Consider the following 18,458-nt stretch of genomic DNA (forward strand, 5'->3'; position numbering starts at 1 on the left):
TGCTGAGCGTAGCCGAAATATCAGTACCGCCTTTTGTAGTGGTATTTGCTCATTAATCAATCACAAATAGCCTTCAGATAAAACCTCACCGTTTTCACCCTTGCGACTTACTAATACTTCAATAAGCCTGTCCTGATCGTAGATGAAGCCTTACTCCTTCGCATAAGAAACTTGCATCCTCTAGATTAATTATATACCTTTCCGTAAATAAAAGATGCCCATGCTGGGCACACACAACTTGTATAATTAATGGCTAATTCGAGCTTGCTTACGAAAACCTTCGCGGATTTTCTATTCAATTTTTATTTGCTAAATTAGTTACTAAATCATGCCACTAATCATACACAAGCACATTGGCAATAAGCTAAAAAAACAATCGTGATAGAATTAAAGTCATTTAAAATAAAATGATTGGAAATATCTCAGAAAATGGATTTCAAGTGAATCCGAATTAATCCAATTTGCTGGACAGGTTTTCACTTTTCCAATTGACCAAAAACAAGTCGAATTGTATTTATCTGACTCGAACCGAACTGTATTTAAAATAGAAAACGAGAATAATGAAACAGTCGGAATTGCGGAAATAAGCATTCCAGAGGAAAATAGCGCGAAATTAGCTCGGATTTTAATCGGAGAAAAATCAATGCGTGGAAAAGGAATCGGAACGGTATTAATTAATAAACTGACCGAATATGCATTTAACAATCTAAAAAAGGAAAGAATTATACTAAATGTTTATTCTTGGAATATTGGAGCTATAAAATGTTACGAAAAAGTTGGATTTTCTAAAACTGACAAACCAATAAAATATGTCAAAGTCGGAAATGTAGAATGGGAAACAATCGAAATGGAAAAAAGCCAGTTGCTCATCGAGTAAACGACTCTGACTAAAATGGTCGGAATGCGCCTCTTACAGCACCGCACGCACGCAACGACGTTGCTCCTTTCATCTCTATTATTACTCCTTCGCATTAAGAACTTACATCCTCTACATTAACCACTTACCTTTAGGTTAATTAAAAAAGGCCTATACTGGGCGCACAAACCGCGTAAATATTATTGCTGATTTTGGCTCACTTACAAAAATCTTAGCGGATGTTCTTGGTTCGTGTTTTATTTACTAAATTCACTACTTAAATCATGCAATTAATCTTCTACGTAAAGAACAACGTTACCACCAATTAAAAAAAAATGAAAAGAGTATCATTATTATTTACATTTTTTACTTTTCTATTTTCTTGTGCTCAAAACATAGAATTAGGTAAAACTAAGATAGACTTAAAGAAATTCCCTTTAAATATCGATGTACATTACTTTTATAAAGAACAAATAGAAACATACAATAAGTCTTTAGAATTATACGATCAAGGCAAAACAGACGAAGCGTATTCAAATGAATTATTAAAAAATTATAAAGGTGTTGAGGGTATAGACACTTTACATATTAAGGATAGTGAATATTTATTGATTTATGAAATGCAAGGAATGCAAACCAAAGACACATTAGCAACTTTTGGAAATATAAAATTTGAACAATTGAATATGATTTCCAATAATGACAATGAATTTCAATCCTTGAGAGCAGAGTCATTTTCATACAAGGATGATAAAAAGAATTTTAAGGATTTGATAACAGTATTAGAGACAGAATACGGCAGTCCTACCGTATTTAAAGCAAATGAATCTGAGATATATAAATGGTCGAATAAAGATATTATTGTACTAATTACTTTGGTTATTCAAACAGAAAATGATATTGAATCTTATTATTATTCAAATTTTTTCTTAATAAAGAGAAGTGAATCAAATAAATTAAAAAGAGATTTTTCGAAGATTTCTGGATATTGGGATCTAGATTGGAACTTATTATTATAAAATGATTGGCCACAACAGTAACTGTTGGAGCAATCTTAAAAAAAGCACAAAAACCGACTCAGGATACAGTTTATGTGTTCTACTTAACGTGGAATGCCATGGTAATTCTTCATCGATATCATAGCCAAGAAAATAAAGAATATCCAGTCGAAGACTACAATGTGATACCAGTTTTCTATCACTAGTGATATTCTCTAAATAACCAACTAAACAGAATTTGAAAAACACTACGGAATCTAAACTTTTTTGTCCACAATTTTCGTAATAGATTTTTGTTTGATTTCGTAGAAATTCTAAATCTAAAACAGAAGATAATCATCTATAAAAATTGTCTTGAGGAACCTGACGACTCAACTGGACATTGTTGAATAATTTCTCTTCATCTATTTTGTGCCTTGCATTACTAAATATACGAAACTTATATATTTTTAACAACACGTTCTACAACAGGTACAAATGCTAACATTTGATGAAACAAAAATATTTTTAAAAACACATAAATTATTAATAAACAATGAGTTTTCAATTAAATGAAACGATATAAAAAGACTGCTAGTCTATCTCATAATCAGATGTTCCATGGTTCGAGTCCATGTGGGACCACAAAAAAAAAATCCTTGTAAGCACTAGTTGTTTTCAAGGGTTTATTTTTTAACATAGTCAAAATCTAGTAACTCCGATACTAGATATAAAAAGATCCATTTTTATTTACCAGCAACCTTTACTTGGGTTTTCAAGAGATTTACTTTTTTAAATTTGAAAGCATCTTCAACTTCTTTCGTCTATTTTAAGTATTAACCTGTAATCGAAGCACATGTTATTTTTTTAATAACATAATATCGGGATACTTTCTTGATACTTTAAGATTAGATTGCCCACAAAATATATTGAAATGGTTCAAATTTTAGTTGTCGAAGACGACGTTCATATCGCCGAATTGGTTACTATAAACCTTGAAGACGATCAAACAAGTTTAAAAAGTTGTTATAATGGTAGTGAAGGTTTTATAGAAGCTTCTACAAATGCTTATGACCTAATTATTTTAGATGTAATGTTACCTGGTAAAAAAGGCTTAGACATTTGCAGAGAGTTAAGAGCATCTAATATTAATACTCCAATACTCATGCTTACCAGTAAAAGTGATGAAATTGATAAGATTTTAGGCCTTGAAACAGGTGCAGACGATTATATGACAAAACCGTTTAGCGTTCGCGAATTGCAAGCTCGTGTAAAAGCTATAATTAGGCGCCAAACCTTAGATACTAAAACTACTACTTCAGAAGAAGAAAATTTACCTCTATTAACTCGTAAAGATCTTGTGGTAAATCAAGAAATGCGAAAAGTAGAATTACTTGGAGAGCGTCTTAATCTTACCCCAAAGGAATTTGAATTACTGTGTTTATTAGCTAATAATGTGGGGAAAACTTATAGTCGTGCACAATTGTTACACCTTATTTGGGGGTATGAGTTTGAAGGTTATGAACATACCGTAAATTCTCATATTAACCGTTTGCGAGCAAAAATAGAACAAGATCCTGGAAATCCAGAATATATACTTACCACTTGGGGAGTTGGGTACCGATTTTCTGAATACTAAGACATTATGAAAACAAAAAACACTTTATTTTATAAAATTGCAGGTGTACTCACCCTATTATTTGTAGTACTTGCCTTTTTAATTACCAGGACATCCACCCAACTTTCAGAAGATTATCACGACGAAATTACACAAGGCTTAAATAGAAATGTAGCAGGATATATTGTTGAAGAAATTCAAGGGCTTTACGATGGTGATTCGGTAGTCGGTTCTAAAATGAGTAGTCTAATGCATCATGTTATGGCTACAAATCCTGCGACGGAAGTTTACTTGTTAGACTTAGAAGGAAATATCCTTAAACATGTAGCGATGAATAAAGAGGTGAAAGCAAAGCGCATCGATTTAAAACCTATAACAGAATTTATTGCCCAAGATGGTGAAGTATTTATTAAAGGAGATGACCCAAAATTACCAGGGACTAAAAAAATATTTTCAGCAGCACCCTACCTTTATAATAACGAAAAAGTAGGCTACATTTATACTATAGTAGGTGGTAATGATTATGATTCGCTGATTAAAAAACATGAGGCCAGCTATATTCGTAAACTAAGCATGCGTAATATCTTATATGCACTATTTGCAGCATTATTGGTGGCGTTGCTTTCCATTTATATTATCACAAGAAATTTTAATAAAATTATTGCGGCGTTTACGTCTTTTAAAAATGGTAATCACGATGCCCGTGTGGCAGGTGTACAGCATGGCGAAATGGGTTTATTGGCCAATACTTATAATGACATGGCTGATACCATCCAAAGTAATATTCAAGATTTACAAAGTGTCGACAACTTACGAAAAGAACTTATCGCAAATATTTCGCACGACTTAAGAACACCTATTGCTTCTATTCAAGGTTTTGTAGAAACTATTATGATTAAAGGTGATGCTTTAGATGAAAAGGAAAAGAATCGTTACATGGAAATAGTGCTTAAAAACTCGGAACGTCTTAAAAAATTGGTTAATGATTTGTTTGAATTAAGTGTTTTGGAAGCTAACCAAAAAGCCGTGCAACCAGAAGCCTTACAAATGGCAGAAATTATTCAAGATATCGCCGATAAATACCGCATTATTGCTAAAGATAAAGGCGTAAGTATTAATACGGTGTATTCGAAAGATTTACCCTTCGTATATGCAGATATCGCCTTAATCGATCGTGCATTACAGAACATCATAGACAATGCCATTAAACATTGCGAGCAAGGTGATGTCGTTACCTTAGAGCTTTACACAGCAAATGATCAGGTGATGGTAAAGGTGTCCGATACGGGAAGAGGTATAGAGTCTCAAGAGTTACCTTATATTTTTGAACGTTACCGTAAAGGCAAATTTTATTCCGATGCTGCAAAAGGTAGTGGACTTGGTTTGGCCATTGTTAAAAAGATTATGGACCTCCATAATTCAACCATAAAAGTGAATAGCATTTTAAACCAGGGTACCGAGTTTTATTTCAACCTGCCAGTGCTAAAAAGAACGCCATCGTTATAAATTTTATATAATAATTTATACTATGGTTATATCGTTGTTATAATTTGGTGATACTCTTGGAAGATATTTGTAGATATATAATCATTAACATATTTACAAATGAAGAATTTTAAATTTATTACACTTTTATCCGTTGTTACACTTTTTGCAAGTTGCAATAATGACGATGACAACACTACAGTAGCTCCAACCGAAACTACTAATTTTACAGTAAGTATTGAAAATATTGGTAGTGCCTATAGTTTTATAGATTCTGGAATATTTAATACTCCTGTAGGAGATGCAAACCCTGGCCCAGCAACTCCAGGAAAACGTTACGAGTTTACTGTTAATGCTGGTAGAAGTCAAAAATTATCTTTTGCAACTATGTTAGCTGCAACCAACGATTTGTTTTTTGCTCCTGATGGTAATGGAATTGCATTTTACGATGATAATGGAGCTCCTATTTCTGGAGATGTTACCGATCAAGTTTATTTATGGGATGCCGGAACAGAAGTTAACGAAGAACCAGCAGTTGGTCCTAATACAGTAGGTATGCAATCTGGTCCAGATACGGGAGAAGTAGAAAATGGAAACGTGTTAAAAATTGCAGACGTAACCAATGGTTTTATGTTTGATTTTCCAGAAGTAAACGAATTAATTTCAGTAAGCATCACACATATAGAAGGTACACTATTTACGATTTCTATTGAAGACTTAGCAACAGCTAGTTTAAATACTAGCGCAGGTATGTCTGCTGCTCCTTTATCTCCTGGTGTTTATGTTGTTCATGGTGGTACAAATCCTTTATTTACAGAAGGTGAATCTGATTACGGTCAAGGTGTAGAAGCTATTTCTGAAGATGGAAATGCCGCACCTCTTGGCGAATACACTGCTGATAACACAGGAGTTACCTTCCCATCGTCTCCAGGGATATTTGTGGTTCACGAAGGTGGTACTATGCCATTATTCACCTCAGGAAGCGCAGATTACGGCTTAGGTTTAGAGCATATTGCTGAAGATGGAAACCCAGCTATTTTAGTTGACAATCTAAGTCTGTTAGAAGGTCAAATTTCTGGTAATGTTTTTAATACAGTTGTTGGTGGTAGTGCACCAGGGCCTTTACTACCAGGAAGCACTTATACTTTTAGTTTTACAACAGAAGAAGGAAACAGCTTATCATTTGCAAGTATGTTGGCTGCTACAAACGATGTTTTATTTGCTACTGAAGATACTGGAATTGAATTATTCAGTGCAGACGGAACACCTTTAAGTGGAGATATTACAAATGAGGTTTACTTATGGGATGCCGGAACAGAGGTTAACGAACAGCCTGCAATTGGTCCAAATACGGTGACTAATCAACTAGCTGCAGATACTGGAATGGATGAAACAGGACAGGTTCAATTATTATCTAATATTACTGATGGCTTTGATTATCCAAGTGTGAATACGGTTTTAAAAATTACAATTACTGCAAATTAAGATTACAAATTATTTTATATAATCCGCGTTTCACCTAATGGAGAAACGCGGATTTTTTTTGTGCCTTAGGATTCTTATATGTGGTTAAATGATGCAACGTCATTTTTATGAAAAAAGTGGTAGTAAAAATCTGAAAGTATTATAATTTAAACACCAACGTCTCTTTCTTAAACAATAAATTGTTGTTTGTTTTAAAAGAAATAAGTAATCCCCAACACATGGTATTCTGGTATAAAATTAGATAGCCTTACGGCGCTTACTTTTGGAATAATTCAAATAAAATACAAGAAGAAAAAACATTAGCCTCTTCTTCAGTGATTTCTGTTTGAGATAAACGTTGTTGAAAGATAATATCTACCGTTTCTTTAGTAAAATCAAAAGAATAAATCTGCTCTAATCCGTAATCTGAAAGTCGACAACCTAAGTGATTTAAAAAGTCAACTCTATTTTGAATAGCCTCTAATAATTCTGATAAGTTTGAAATTGAAAATCAAACTTCAAAAGCTTATTTTTCAATATAATTGACATAATTATAGACTTAAAATTAAATTATCGGATCTAAATGTGGGCCGAACTTTGGTGAAGAATCCTTTTTTTTTGCAATTGTTCTATGATGTTCCAAACTATCTGTTGGGTTACCAGTAGTGCAAATAACCTAAACTATAATAGCCAGAATACGTCCCACTCCAACGCACGCACGCAACGACGTTGGTCCTTTCGTCTCTATTATTACTCCTTCGCACAAAGAACTTACATCTTCTATATTAATCACTTACCTTTTAGATTAATTAAAAGAGGCTTATGCTGGGCGCACAAACCGCATAAATTTTATTGCTAATGTTGGCTCATTTAGGAAATTCTTACGGAATTTCGTCGTTCGTGTTTTATTTACTATTTTCACTACTTAAACAATGCTACAAACCTTAGATGACTGATATGTAGAATGGAAATTATATTATAAATACCATTCTAGTTCTCCTCTTGTTTCCTAGTAAAATTAATAGCTACTTTACTAATGAGCATAAAGTAAAGAACAACGTTGGTAATAATTAAATAAAAATGAAATATATTTTTTTTACGATTCTTTTTTTTATGAATATCCCCTCTTGTCTATCACAAGAAGTTCATCCTTCTCTTAGTGTGATATTGCAAGACAGACTTTTTGCTGACTTAACATTAAATGTAGGGAATAGTGACACTGGTGGTTCTGATTATAGTGGAAATTCTTCAGATATTGATATTGTCTTTACAGGTGTTTTTGCCGGTTTTGAAACAGACTTTATAGACACTTATGCCCCTAAAGTTGGAGTTGAAGTAAGCCTTTTAATTATTACAACTAGATTTTCGGTAATAAGCTATTTTCAAAATGGTAATGTGACTATTCGTGGGTTGCCTGAAATTGGAATTGGCATTATAAACAAGGCAACGATTAGTTATGGATATGGTTTTTCTCCACATAAAAATAATTTAAAAAATGTAAGTAACCACCGCCTTAAACTTACAGTTTTTCTATAATTTTCAGCTTTTGTAAAAGTTTACACTTTTTATAAATTGCTTTTCTGCTAAATAGAAAAACGATATCACAACTACTTTCAGGATTTATTTCTTTAAAAATAATCTTGCATAAATTATATATACTAATCTACAAACTAAAAATAATAAAATACCACTGCACGACTCTCACAAAACATATAAAAAATAGTGCGAGTTGTTGTTAACAAAAAGGTCCGAGTGTTTTAGCGCGATAAAAGTCTTTCAGAATTATAAAACATTAATTTTACTAAAAATCTGAATTATAGAAAATAGCAAAACAAACTAGAATTGAAAGTTGACAAAGTCACTTTAAGTAACATTGTTTAAAAAAATCACTAAATTAGTCCCTTATCAAAGCTAGTCAAACTTTGATTATTTCGTTTCTGAATAATAAACTACCAAGGCATATACCTAAAGACCAACAAACAAACAAACAAACAAACAAACAAACAAACACTAAAAAATCACTATGACATTTGAATCAAAAACAACTTTACTTACCGCCTTTACCATTTTGGTCTTTGCGTTTTCATTAAATGCTCAAAACCAAGAAACTGACGGCAGGGAAATTACGTCTTATAATCCCTTTGAAGTTGCTAGTGATTATGCCAATTTTAGTGAATGCACCTCAACTAACACAGCGGAAAAAAGAGCTTGTTTTACAGACAAATTACAAAAGTTTTTTAATAAAAATTTAAAAATGCCTAAAGATTCCATCTCACAAAATTTTGATGGAAAGGTCTATTTTAAATTCTTTACAGATACTAAAGGAAAGCTAGAATCCAAGGAGATTTTTAATACACCTGATAGTAAATTTATTGAAGAAAAAATAGATCTGGTCCTAAAAAAAACACCTTCACTAAAGGTGGTTCAACTAAAGGATACATCTGTTAGTACTGGTTATGTACTTTATGCCAAATTTAGCCCAGGAGAAGATATTAGACTAAGAGTAATAGACATTATCGTAAACAAAGAAAATTTAAAAAAAACAGAGGAAAAAGAAACCAACGATATTACTGGATTTGAGATCATTGAAGATAGACCCATATTTCCTGGGTGTGAAGAAGTAGAGAAAAACAGGCAGAGGTCCTGTTTTGATAATAAGATGAGCAGACACATCAGGAAGAACTTTAGTTTACCTGAAGAAACTGAAGAATTAGGAATAGATGGTAGAATAACCATTATGTTTAACATTGAAAAGGATGGTTATATAAAAAATATCACAACCAGAGGACCGCACCCTTTGCTTGAATTGGAAGGACGAAGAATTATTGCAAAACTACCCCGTATGACTCCTGCTAAGCATAAAGGAAAGCCAGTTAGCGTGCCTTATAGTCTACCCATTACGTTTAAAATTAATTAAAAACCATGCTACAGACAAAAGGTCATCGTATAAACCTAAAAAATGCTCCCTTAAAAAAGTTATAATAAAATCTTGGAATTCAACAATACCTGTTGGGTGCATTTTACTGAGTTTTGTCGTAAAAATGAAAAAGCCTTTGATAGTTCTAAAATGAATTATGAAGTGGCTTTTAATTAAAAAAAACATTAGAAAAATACTTATGATGCTTTACGACTGGTTAAAATATCAATTGATACAGTACCTTATAGTATTCAAAAAGGGAACCGAACATTTGCACTAAAAGTAAGACATCTTGGAATTTCTAAACCAAATCCATACATAACAGAAAGCATCTCGTAATTTATAAAACAGGAAGACAAATTAGATCGAGTATTAAAAAGTTTTGAAATAAATGGAAATTCGGGAGCATAAGATACAGATTGTACAGGCGGATTTACTACCAAAAAAAACACTTATAATTTTCGATAATATAACGAGCGAACATTATAATATAAATGGTAAAAATAAAACAAGTCCCTCCGAAATTTTCATCCACAAACAAGGGAATTGCGAAAAAAAAGGAGAAACTAAAACTATTAAGTCAGTACTTAAATTTATAAATAACGCATACACAGAAAGCACTTTATAACACCAGTCACCTTTGTGCTATCTCAGAATATTATAAATAAATTAAAGACTACCTTAATTTTTATACGCTTAAATGGAAGTCTATTGCCTTTTGAATACCTTTAGATTATAAAACACGTAATATGGTATATTCTGAACAAGACATTTAAAAACGTCCAAAAAACAAAGTCAGACACAAAACAACTTACTCATGCAAAAAAACATTTTATTGCTATTAGTACTATTTCAATTTCAATCTATTTTAGCGCAAAAAACTTTAAAACAGATAATTAATGAAACACCTTTTTCTACAGGCTATTATTCCCCTTTTAGTTATTATGATAGTGCAGGAAAAAAACAAGGCTTTTCTATACAAAACGAAACTAATATTTTAAAAAAATTAAAACTAAAACCCTTAAAACATAGCGAATATTACATTACAGGTAAGTATGAAATAAATAACTTAATTATGCTTTTCTTCTCTGAATATTGGGAAACTGAAGATATTCATTTTGCTATTCTGCTAGACAAATCACTAAACATCATAGATAGAATCGATGAGACATCTTATGATAATGCCGAAGGGTTTTATGGTGTAAACTCTTGGATCGACTATAATATTATAACCATCAATACTCAAAACATATATAATAATCCAGAGTATACAGTGAAAAAATACTCAATTACAAATAAAGGTTTTAAACCTATAAAAGATCAAGTAGTTATAAAAACACCATCAGGAATTAGAATACGTAATAAACCTACAACTCAAAGTGCTTTAGTCGAAAAAGCAGCTAATTTAAAAGTTTTTGATTACTTGTCCATCACTGAAAATATAGATTCCACATCAGTATTTGATAACGGGAAATATCTAAAAAATTTCTGGTTAAAAATTGCAACAAAAGATTCATTACAACAACTAGGATATGTTTTTGGCGCTTTTGCAAAAAGACACATTGAAATCATTACTAACGATTATAATGTGATTATTGATGAAGTCTCAAAAGAAGATTTTATTACGGCAGAACGAAATAAGAAAGACAAACCTAGTTCCAAAAAAGTATCGGACATTAAAGAAATTGAAGCAATTTTAAAAAATCAATTGATTGGAGACACTCATGAAGATGGCTATTACAACATAAAAAATATACTAGCGGATAACGGCAAACAAATAAGCGCTGATCTTGATGAATGTGGAGTAACTGCTTATTATCCAGAGCACCACTATTTGTTGTTAGAATGTGGCCATTCTTCAGATTATTTAATAAACTTAAAAAATGGAGAAGATGATATTAACCGAATAGGAAACCCCGAATACTACACGCCATCTCCACAAAACACGTTTCGATTTAATGGATATTATAGTGGACAAGCAAATGTTCATTTTTTAGAAAAAAACATTATAAATGATGAACCAGAATATATGCTTAACATGTCAAGTATCATAGCGTTAGATTATATTGAAAGTTATTTTTGGATAGATAACACCACGATTTTTCTGAAAATTGAAAAAATACACTATAAAATGCAACTACAAGAACTTTAAACAATTACACTATAATAAACTACAGCTAATCGCGTTGACAGTTACTGCTAAAATAACCGGAGCACACCTCTCATGCCACCGTGCACACTTAATTACATTTGCCCTTTAATCTTTATTGCTACAAGTAATAGAGCACAGGAATATACGCAGAGGTTAGTAAATCACAACAACATAGGCCCTAATAAAAAACACCTCTTTATTTGCATAAAGAGGTGTTTAGTAAAAAAAACGAATGTCCGTTTTATATTATAGTCCTGTTAAAAGTTCAGTAATAGTTTTAGCCATTACAACACCTGGTAATTTTACTGGAGCTGCAACTTCTGCTAAAAATGTTCCTTTAACTTCTCCTGTTTTGTAAGTTGTAAAACCAATACGGTATAAACCAGCAGTTAAAGCTTTTGTAGGATTACCTACTTCACTCTCATATCTTAATAAAGAGTTGTATTTGTTTCCACTTGGTTGCTTAGGCATTTCACTACTATCGTCATTGCTAGCTAATTTAGTCCATGTTGCGCTTTTAGCTGCTTCTTCAGAAATATCTTCTTTTTTGAAAATAGTAGAACGTTCTAAAGTAATGTAAGTATCAAAAAAATCTTCAGAACCTTTATTTGCAGTATAATCTGCAGACTCTATAGCATTTTTTACTTTTGTTTTACCAACTGGAGAAACCATTCTTACTCCTAATTCTGGAGCAACAGCAGGTACCCATAAGTAAATGTAATAGAATTTTTTACCATCTACTACTTCATCTTCATTTCCTGCAGAAGCATATCCTAAATAAGATATAACGTCTGTGTAAGGTACTTTAATTGTTTTTGGTCCAATTTTCTTTTCAATAGAACTTCCAAACTTTTTTAATTTTTGAGCTTCTGCGTTAAATACACAACACAAAGCAAATACTGATGATAATACTAATAATTTAATTTTCATTTTGGTTTAATTGATTTAGTTTATTAATTAACATTCGTTTTTTTAAATATAAAAGTGACAGCTACATCAAGAGTTAGCGTCACGGACTATCTCTTTACATATTTCCTGATGTCATACTTTAAGGGATATTTTATAACAGTAAAAATAGCACTGCAATAATACTCAATAAGATTAGCGCAATTCGTTAAATAAAACTTTTTTTTTCAAAAAAAATTGAAATTTCTTTTTTGCAATTGAAACACCTCATTTTTTTAAAATAAAAATTACTGATCTCTATGCAAATTTATAACAACAATCACTTTTAACACCCCCTTTATTTAGTGAAAACAAACCCCCTGAAAACAGGGATTAAATTGTATTTATTTAATGTCTGTCAAAAACAAAAAAAAATGAATTTCTATCTGGGCAATACCTTCCGTGAATAAGAACTTATCTCGTAAATCCTGTAAACCAATCAAAACGGAAAGTATTAAGTACTTTCCTATTAAAAACACCTCTATATTTACGATAATCATTTTATAAGGTTTACGCTAAAAAAACGACTGACCTCTCTTAAAGATAACCTTGCAACTTTATATTTGCACAAAGCACAACACCTATTACTAACAATGAAGCATTCTAAAATAATACTACCTGTAATTGTACTATCACAGTTTTGTTGCACCTGTCTTTGGTTTGCTGGTAATGGCGTTATAAATGATCTTGTTTTAAATTTTGGTCTTAACCCTAGCGCTTTAGGACACTTAACCTCAGCAGTACAATTTGGATTTATTATTGGCACATTACTTTTTGCTATTTTAACGATTGCAGATCGGTATTCGCCTTCAAAAGTCTTTTTTATAAGTGCTTTACTTGGCGCCTTTTTTAACCTCTGTATCATTTGGGATAGCAATAGTCTGATAAGCTTACTTACACTTCGTTTTTTAACTGGTTTTTTTCTTGCTGGAATCTACCCTGTAGGAATGAAAATTGCAACGGACTATTACAACAAAGGTCTAGGAAAATCTCTTGGTTTTCTAGTGGGCGCCTTAGTATTGGGTACCGCCTTCCCACATCTACTAAAAGATCTCACGGCTACCTATCCTTGGAAATCAGTATTAATCACAACATCTACATTAGCCCTTTTTGGCGGTGTATTAATGTTAATTTTTATACCTGATGGTCCTTTCCGTAAGCGCAGTCAGCACACTAATTTAACTGCCTTTTTTAATGTCTTTCAAAAACCAGATTTTAGAGCTGCTGCTTTTGGGTATTTTGGTCACATGTGGGAATTGTATACCTTTTGGGTTTTTGTGCCAATAATATTAAAACAATACACCATAATAAATACAGATACAACCTTTAATATCCCTTTATTATCTTTTATAATAATAGGCTTAGGCGGATTAGCCTGTATCATTAGTGGTTATATCGCACAAAGGATAGGCACAAAAAAAACAGCGTTTATCGCGCTGCTTTTATCGTGTCTCTGTTGTTTAATATCTCCATTAGTGTTTACTACAACTTCAGAGATGTTACTTATTGGTTTTCTTATATTTTGGGGACTGGTAGTTGTTGCTGATTCGCCTTTACTATCTACTTTAGTGGCTCAAAACGCAAGCTCTGAATTAAAAGGAACTGCACTGACTATAGTAAACTGTCTTGGGTTTACTATTACCATAATTAGTATTCAAGTTATGACTTCTTTAGTTGAGTTATCAAACTCCAACAGCATCTATTTTATACTGGCTTTAGGACCTATATTAGGTTTGCTTGCTTTGGGAAGAAAACAAAAAACAACAGCTTTATAATTACTATAGTCTATTCTAATTGAACACTACCCCACCAATCCCTTTACCTCATCAAAATCTAATCCACCATAATTACCACTGCTCATTAATAACAAAGCTTTGTTATCAAATTTTTGAGAGAATAGATAGTTTTAATTCTTTAAAACTTCTCCTTTAATAAAAGGATACAATTCCCTTAAAGAATCCCTTTCCGCTTCAAAAGCTTTTTTATTTAAACATCTATATTTATCATCGTATTCCAACTTAATAGTTTGATGTTGTTGTCTTAATTCTTCAACTACTTTATTATGTGAAGATAACACCCATATATAATCTTGATAAGTTGACTCTTCAGAAATCACGTATTCAATTAAAGTATCCTCAGCAATATTATTTTTTAAAGATTTAATTAACAAATTATTAGACACCTTATATCCATCAATAAAAACACCTTTTCTATTAAGGTTAACCGTTAATTTATTTTTATAATAGTCACTAGTGTCTATTCCTGAAGGTAAAATTGGATTGAATAAAAAAGGAGGCAACTCTTTATAGAAAGTACTATTGGTATTTTTAAAAGCCTCAACATCCCGATTTAATCGATTATAAACATGTTTTTTTTCAAATCGTCGAGAGTAATCATCTTCATTAAAAACCACATAATTCACTATGACTTGTTGTATTGCAAATAAACGTTCTTCAAAAGCTTTTAGTTTCACCAAATTCGTTGTACTATCCGCAAATATATTAACAGCAAGACTTGGAATCAATACTTCTCGCATGCCTTTTTTTTGATCAACTAACTCAGAACGTATTTCATTAATATTTACTAATTTATTTTCATGATTTTTAACAGATAATGTTCCGTCAGGATTATTTATTAAAACATAATTTAAATCATAATAATCTACATGTCGTCTATTTACAGTTTTATAATTTGACTTTGGCAAATTCATATTAGTATAACTTTTTAAACTAAATGCATCTACCGTTTGATAATTGATATTATTAATTTTTGACAATCCAAACGTCAATAAGCAAAAAACAACAAAATGTATAAATAAATATTTATATCTCTTTTTTCCAATCACTTGAAGTAAAACCTTCCATACGTCAAGGTACATGACAATTATTAGAAGTATTAAAGGATAAAACAAATCGATAAACGTAAGAAAATCCGCAAAAAAAAGTCCCATTTCACATATCCAAAATGCAACATTAAAATTTAAAAACACTTGATCATTTAATATTCTTTGGCGTTTATTATTTTTTCTTGAAAATACTTTCTGTGGTCGACTAATAAGAATGCTTAGCATTATTGATTGTCCAAAAATCATAGAAAGCCCAGCAAAGAACAAATTATAAAACGATCTCTTATCTTCACTTAAAATAATAGGCATATAATTTTGAACAGATAATACTCTGTAAAATTCTCTTAGACCATAAAAAAAAGTATAAATTATTACTGCAGAAATTAACCCTATAATTAAGGCAGATATAAATCTTCCCTTAGATACAGACTTCGGAGAAATTGAAGAATCAAAAAATAGTCGTTTAAATTGCATATCACCTTCTTATACCAATAAGTAGGCATTCATACACAAATGTTACAAGCAAAAACCATTTTGTATTTCCTACGAAAGCAGGAATATTTAATTAAGAGTCCTTTTTAAAAGAAATACACTACCCCACCAACCCCTTTACTTCATCAAAATCTAATCCACCATAATTACCACTACTCATTAATAACAAAGCTTTGTTATCAAATTTTTGAGAGAATAGATAGTTTTTAAAATCTTCAGGATTAGTGTAAATAATTAAATCTTCACGTTGGAAAGCCTCTGCTATTTGCTGTTCAGAAACTGAATCTAGTTTTTTAATTTCTACTGCATGCGGACTATAAAAGACAACTGCAACATCTGCAGCATCTAAAGCACCTTTATATTCCTTTAAAAACTCAGCATTTAAACTACTATATGTGTGTAACTCTAGACAAGCCACTAACGTACGATTTTCGTATTGCTCTTTAACCGCATTTGTTGTTGCTTTTACTTTACTTGGCGAATGTGCAAAATCCTTGTAAACGACACTAGTTTTACTTTCCGCAATTTTCTCTAAACGCTTACTCGCACCTTTAAAGGTAGAAATAGCTTCATAAAAATCGTCTTCGTCAATCCCCATGTGTTGGCAAATCCACTTGGCTCCTGCTAAATTGTTTAAATTATGTTTTCCAAACACTTCTATTGGCATTGGTCCTTCTGGAGTTTCTAATAGTGTTTCACCATTATCAACTGTATATTCTGGAGTATTATATGCAATCTTACGTATTGGGTTTTCTGAAGCTTCCACCACACGTTTTACCTCAGCATCTTCTTCGTTATAATTAATACTTCCGCCTTTAACAATGCTATCTACAAATATGCTAAACTGTTCTACATAGTTTTCATACGTTGGAAATACATTAATATGATCCCAGGCAATCCCACTTAATAATGCAATATTTGGTTTGTATAAATGAAACTTTGGGCGTCTATCAATCGGACTACTTAGATACTCGTCGCCCTCTAAAACTATAAAATCATTATCATCAGTTAGTTTAACCATAACGTCAAACCCTTCTAATTGTGCCCCTACCATATAATCAACATCACGATCATGATAATGCATCACATGTAATATCATTGAAGTAATGGTTGTTTTACCGTGACTTCCACCAATGACAACTCTAGTTTTATGTTTTGATTGCTCGTATAAAAACTCAGGGTAACTATAAATTTTCAAGCCTAACTCCTGTGCTTTTAATAATTCAGGGTTATCAGCTTTGGCATGCATCCCTAAAACAATAGCGTCTAAATTAGCATTGATTTTTTCAGGAAACCAACCAAATGTTTCAGGAAGCAATCCTTTGGCGTCAAGTCTTGATTTTGAAGGCTCAAAAATAGTATCGTCACTTCCTGTAACTTGATATCCTTTGTTATGTAATGCTAGTGCTAAATTGTGCATGGCAGATCCACCAATAGCTATAAAATGTACGTTCATAGAGTTTTTATAAATAAAAAGTAAAGATAAGTATTGGATTTAATTTTGACATGGATTTAACCAATAAATAAGTCAAATATCACAAGAGCACCACGGGTTTCTATTAGGATGACACACTACTAATTGATAATACAAAACGCTGGTGACTGACCACTAAATATCGTCTTTAAAATCTTGAAACACGTCGATGTTTGGCAATTCAGCTATAGCTGAATTAATAAATTTTAACGCCTTAGTCTTATCACTTTTATGCTTATAGATTTGTGCTAAACGGTAATTAGCCCACGCTTTTGGCACGCCATCTTTAGCCGAATAATTATTAATATACGTCACTAAACAGCGCTCACCTTTATCCAACTGTACATTATAATCAGCGCACACTTTTCCTATTTGATAATGTAAACTGTTACGCTCATGCTTTACCTGTGCTGCTTCTATATTAGAGACTGCTTTTTCTGGTTGCTTTTCTTTTTCATATAAAGCAGTAAGCTTTTCATAACATGTCAAAGACCCTCCTACTTTAATGGCTTTTAGGTAATACTCTTCTGCTAATTCTGGTTCGTCATCATATTCGTAAATATAACCTTTAGCCAAGTAGCCATCTACTTTAGACAAATTTTCTAACTGATTAGCATACTTTAAAGAGGTCTTTTTACTTCCACCAATAATACCTGGTAATTGCATATACAACTCCACTAAAGCCCAACGTGCCTCAATATGACTTGCATCCAATTCCGCTGCTTTTAAAAAAGACGATTTAACATCTCCAATAATTCCTAAAGCGGATATTTTATTAACCGATAAGGCTTTCATCCCTAAAGCACCACCAACTTTATAGTGATAATTTGCAGACTTTGGCTTAGCTGCAATAAGCTTTTTATATTCTGTCGCTGCTTCATCCCATTTTTTTTGATGTCCATACGCATCACCAAGCAACTCTATAGCTTGTAAATTATCTTCATGATACTTAACGTAAGCTAATAATTCTTTCTCAGCTTTCAAAAATTGCTTGTTAGCGATATAAGTTTCTCCCTTTTCTATGGACGTTTGAGCAAAAATCACAATAGGAAATAGTAAGGCGACTAAAAATGTTTTCATGTGTTTATAGGTCTTGTTGTTCGCTATTAATTACGGTATTGAAAGATAGGCTTTTTAGCATACGCTTTAATAATTGAATAGTAAAGGTTTACAAAAATAGTATTCTCTTGGTATTGTTTTTGTTTAAATTGTTAAATATTATTTAACTTTAAA

Annotated in this window: 14 protein-coding genes and 1 pseudogene; 9 read left to right on the forward strand and 6 right to left on the reverse strand. The window is 31.8% G+C overall.

Annotation, left to right across the window (positions count from 1 at the left end; translation table 11 throughout):
* Positions 1–418: 418 nt before the first annotated feature.
* Together E9099_RS02645 and E9099_RS02650 are read left to right on the forward strand one after the other, a co-directional pair.
* Positions 419–877 (forward strand): annotated as a pseudogene (locus E9099_RS02645) (GNAT family N-acetyltransferase); the annotation flags it as partial.
* Between the two features lie 314 nt (positions 878–1,191).
* Positions 1,192–1,875: a hypothetical protein gene (locus tag E9099_RS02650; protein ID WP_136582178.1), complete on the forward strand. Its 684-nt coding sequence runs from the start codon at positions 1,192–1,194 to the stop codon at positions 1,873–1,875.
* On the opposite strand, the gene E9099_RS02655 is transcribed toward E9099_RS02650, so the two are convergent.
* On the reverse strand, positions 1,870–2,145 hold the full coding sequence (locus E9099_RS02655) for a transposase (RefSeq protein WP_136585119.1): 276 nt from the start codon (positions 2,143–2,145) through the stop codon (positions 1,870–1,872). The genes E9099_RS02650 and E9099_RS02655 overlap by 6 nt on opposite strands.
* A 622-nt stretch (positions 2,146–2,767) precedes the next feature.
* Between E9099_RS02655 and E9099_RS02660 the strand changes: the two genes are divergently transcribed.
* From E9099_RS02660 to E9099_RS02670, 3 genes are all read left to right on the forward strand, one after another.
* Positions 2,768–3,472: a response regulator transcription factor gene (locus E9099_RS02660; RefSeq protein WP_136582179.1), complete on the forward strand. Its 705-nt coding sequence runs from the start codon at positions 2,768–2,770 to the stop codon at positions 3,470–3,472.
* Positions 3,473–3,478: 6 nt separating this feature from the next.
* Positions 3,479–4,957, forward strand: coding sequence for a sensor histidine kinase (locus tag E9099_RS02665; protein ID WP_136582180.1), 1,479 nt, complete (start codon positions 3,479–3,481; stop codon positions 4,955–4,957).
* Positions 4,958–5,056: 99 nt separating this feature from the next.
* Positions 5,057–6,421 (forward strand): spondin domain-containing protein, encoded by a 1,365-nt coding sequence (locus E9099_RS02670; RefSeq protein ID WP_136582181.1) that lies wholly within the window; start codon positions 5,057–5,059, stop codon positions 6,419–6,421.
* Between the two features lie 256 nt (positions 6,422–6,677).
* Here E9099_RS02670 and E9099_RS19745 read toward each other — a convergent pair whose 3' ends face one another.
* Positions 6,678–6,905: a glucuronate isomerase gene (locus tag E9099_RS19745; RefSeq protein WP_136585120.1), complete on the reverse strand. Its 228-nt coding sequence runs from the start codon at positions 6,903–6,905 to the stop codon at positions 6,678–6,680.
* A gap of 575 nt (positions 6,906–7,480) precedes the next feature.
* On the opposite strand from E9099_RS19745, the gene E9099_RS02680 reads away from it, so the two are divergent.
* The 3 genes from E9099_RS02680 to E9099_RS02690 all read left to right on the forward strand — a co-directional run bounded on the left by E9099_RS02680 (position 7,481) and on the right by E9099_RS02690 (position 11,469).
* Positions 7,481–7,936, forward strand: a complete 456-nt coding sequence (locus E9099_RS02680; RefSeq protein WP_136582182.1) for a hypothetical protein — start codon at positions 7,481–7,483, stop codon at positions 7,934–7,936.
* A 487-nt stretch (positions 7,937–8,423) separates the two neighbouring features.
* Positions 8,424–9,317, forward strand: coding sequence for an energy transducer TonB (locus E9099_RS02685; RefSeq protein ID WP_136582183.1), 894 nt, complete (start codon positions 8,424–8,426; stop codon positions 9,315–9,317).
* 817 nt (positions 9,318–10,134) lie between these two features.
* Positions 10,135–11,469 (forward strand): hypothetical protein, encoded by a 1,335-nt coding sequence (locus E9099_RS02690; RefSeq protein ID WP_136582184.1) that lies wholly within the window; start codon positions 10,135–10,137, stop codon positions 11,467–11,469.
* Positions 11,470–11,715: 246 nt separating this feature from the next.
* Here E9099_RS02690 and E9099_RS02695 read toward each other — a convergent pair whose 3' ends face one another.
* Entirely contained in the window at positions 11,716–12,399 is a 684-nt protein-coding gene (locus E9099_RS02695) for a Lipl32 family lipoprotein (RefSeq protein WP_136582185.1), read from the reverse strand.
* Between the two features lie 608 nt (positions 12,400–13,007).
* On the opposite strand from E9099_RS02695, the gene E9099_RS02700 reads away from it, so the two are divergent.
* Positions 13,008–14,189: an MFS transporter gene (locus E9099_RS02700; protein ID WP_136582186.1), complete on the forward strand. Its 1,182-nt coding sequence runs from the start codon at positions 13,008–13,010 to the stop codon at positions 14,187–14,189.
* Positions 14,190–14,320: 131 nt separating this feature from the next.
* On the opposite strand, the gene E9099_RS02705 is transcribed toward E9099_RS02700, so the two are convergent.
* From E9099_RS02705 to E9099_RS02715, 3 genes are all read right to left on the reverse strand, one after another.
* Positions 14,321–15,733 (reverse strand): hypothetical protein, encoded by a 1,413-nt coding sequence (locus E9099_RS02705; RefSeq protein WP_136582187.1) that lies wholly within the window; start codon positions 15,731–15,733, stop codon positions 14,321–14,323.
* A gap of 118 nt (positions 15,734–15,851) precedes the next feature.
* On the reverse strand, positions 15,852–17,207 hold the full coding sequence (locus E9099_RS02710; RefSeq protein WP_136582188.1) for a UDP-N-acetylmuramate--L-alanine ligase: 1,356 nt from the start codon (positions 17,205–17,207) through the stop codon (positions 15,852–15,854).
* Between the two features lie 153 nt (positions 17,208–17,360).
* A complete protein-coding gene (locus E9099_RS02715; RefSeq protein WP_136582189.1) occupies positions 17,361–18,305 on the reverse strand; it encodes a tetratricopeptide repeat protein in 945 nt (314 codons plus the stop codon).
* Positions 18,306–18,458 lie beyond the last annotated feature (153 nt).

Source organism: Psychroserpens sp. NJDZ02, from assembly GCF_004843725.1.
GTDB lineage: Bacteria > Bacteroidota > Bacteroidia > Flavobacteriales > Flavobacteriaceae > Olleya.

Bases quoted from the DNA above. Each gene is read 5' to 3' on its own strand.
- E9099_RS02680 (WP_136582182.1), top strand. From the start codon at position 7,481: ATGAAATATATTTTTTTTACGATTCTTTTTTTTATGAATATCCCCTCT.
- E9099_RS02715 (WP_136582189.1), bottom strand. From the start codon at position 18,305: ATGAAAACATTTTTAGTCGCCTTACTATTTCCTATTGTGATTTTTGCT.
- E9099_RS02665 (WP_136582180.1), top strand. From the start codon at position 3,479: ATGAAAACAAAAAACACTTTATTTTATAAAATTGCAGGTGTACTCACC.
- E9099_RS02690 (WP_136582184.1), top strand. From the start codon at position 10,135: ATGCAAAAAAACATTTTATTGCTATTAGTACTATTTCAATTTCAATCT.
- E9099_RS02695 (WP_136582185.1), bottom strand. From the start codon at position 12,399: ATGAAAATTAAATTATTAGTATTATCATCAGTATTTGCTTTGTGTTGT.
- E9099_RS02685 (WP_136582183.1), top strand. From the start codon at position 8,424: ATGACATTTGAATCAAAAACAACTTTACTTACCGCCTTTACCATTTTG.
- E9099_RS02700 (WP_136582186.1), top strand. From the start codon at position 13,008: ATGAAGCATTCTAAAATAATACTACCTGTAATTGTACTATCACAGTTT.
- E9099_RS02660 (WP_136582179.1), top strand. From the start codon at position 2,768: ATGGTTCAAATTTTAGTTGTCGAAGACGACGTTCATATCGCCGAATTG.
- E9099_RS02705 (WP_136582187.1), bottom strand. From the start codon at position 15,733: ATGCAATTTAAACGACTATTTTTTGATTCTTCAATTTCTCCGAAGTCT.
- E9099_RS02670 (WP_136582181.1), top strand. From the start codon at position 5,057: ATGAAGAATTTTAAATTTATTACACTTTTATCCGTTGTTACACTTTTT.
- E9099_RS02650 (WP_136582178.1), top strand. From the start codon at position 1,192: ATGAAAAGAGTATCATTATTATTTACATTTTTTACTTTTCTATTTTCT.
- E9099_RS02710 (WP_136582188.1), bottom strand. From the start codon at position 17,207: ATGAACGTACATTTTATAGCTATTGGTGGATCTGCCATGCACAATTTA.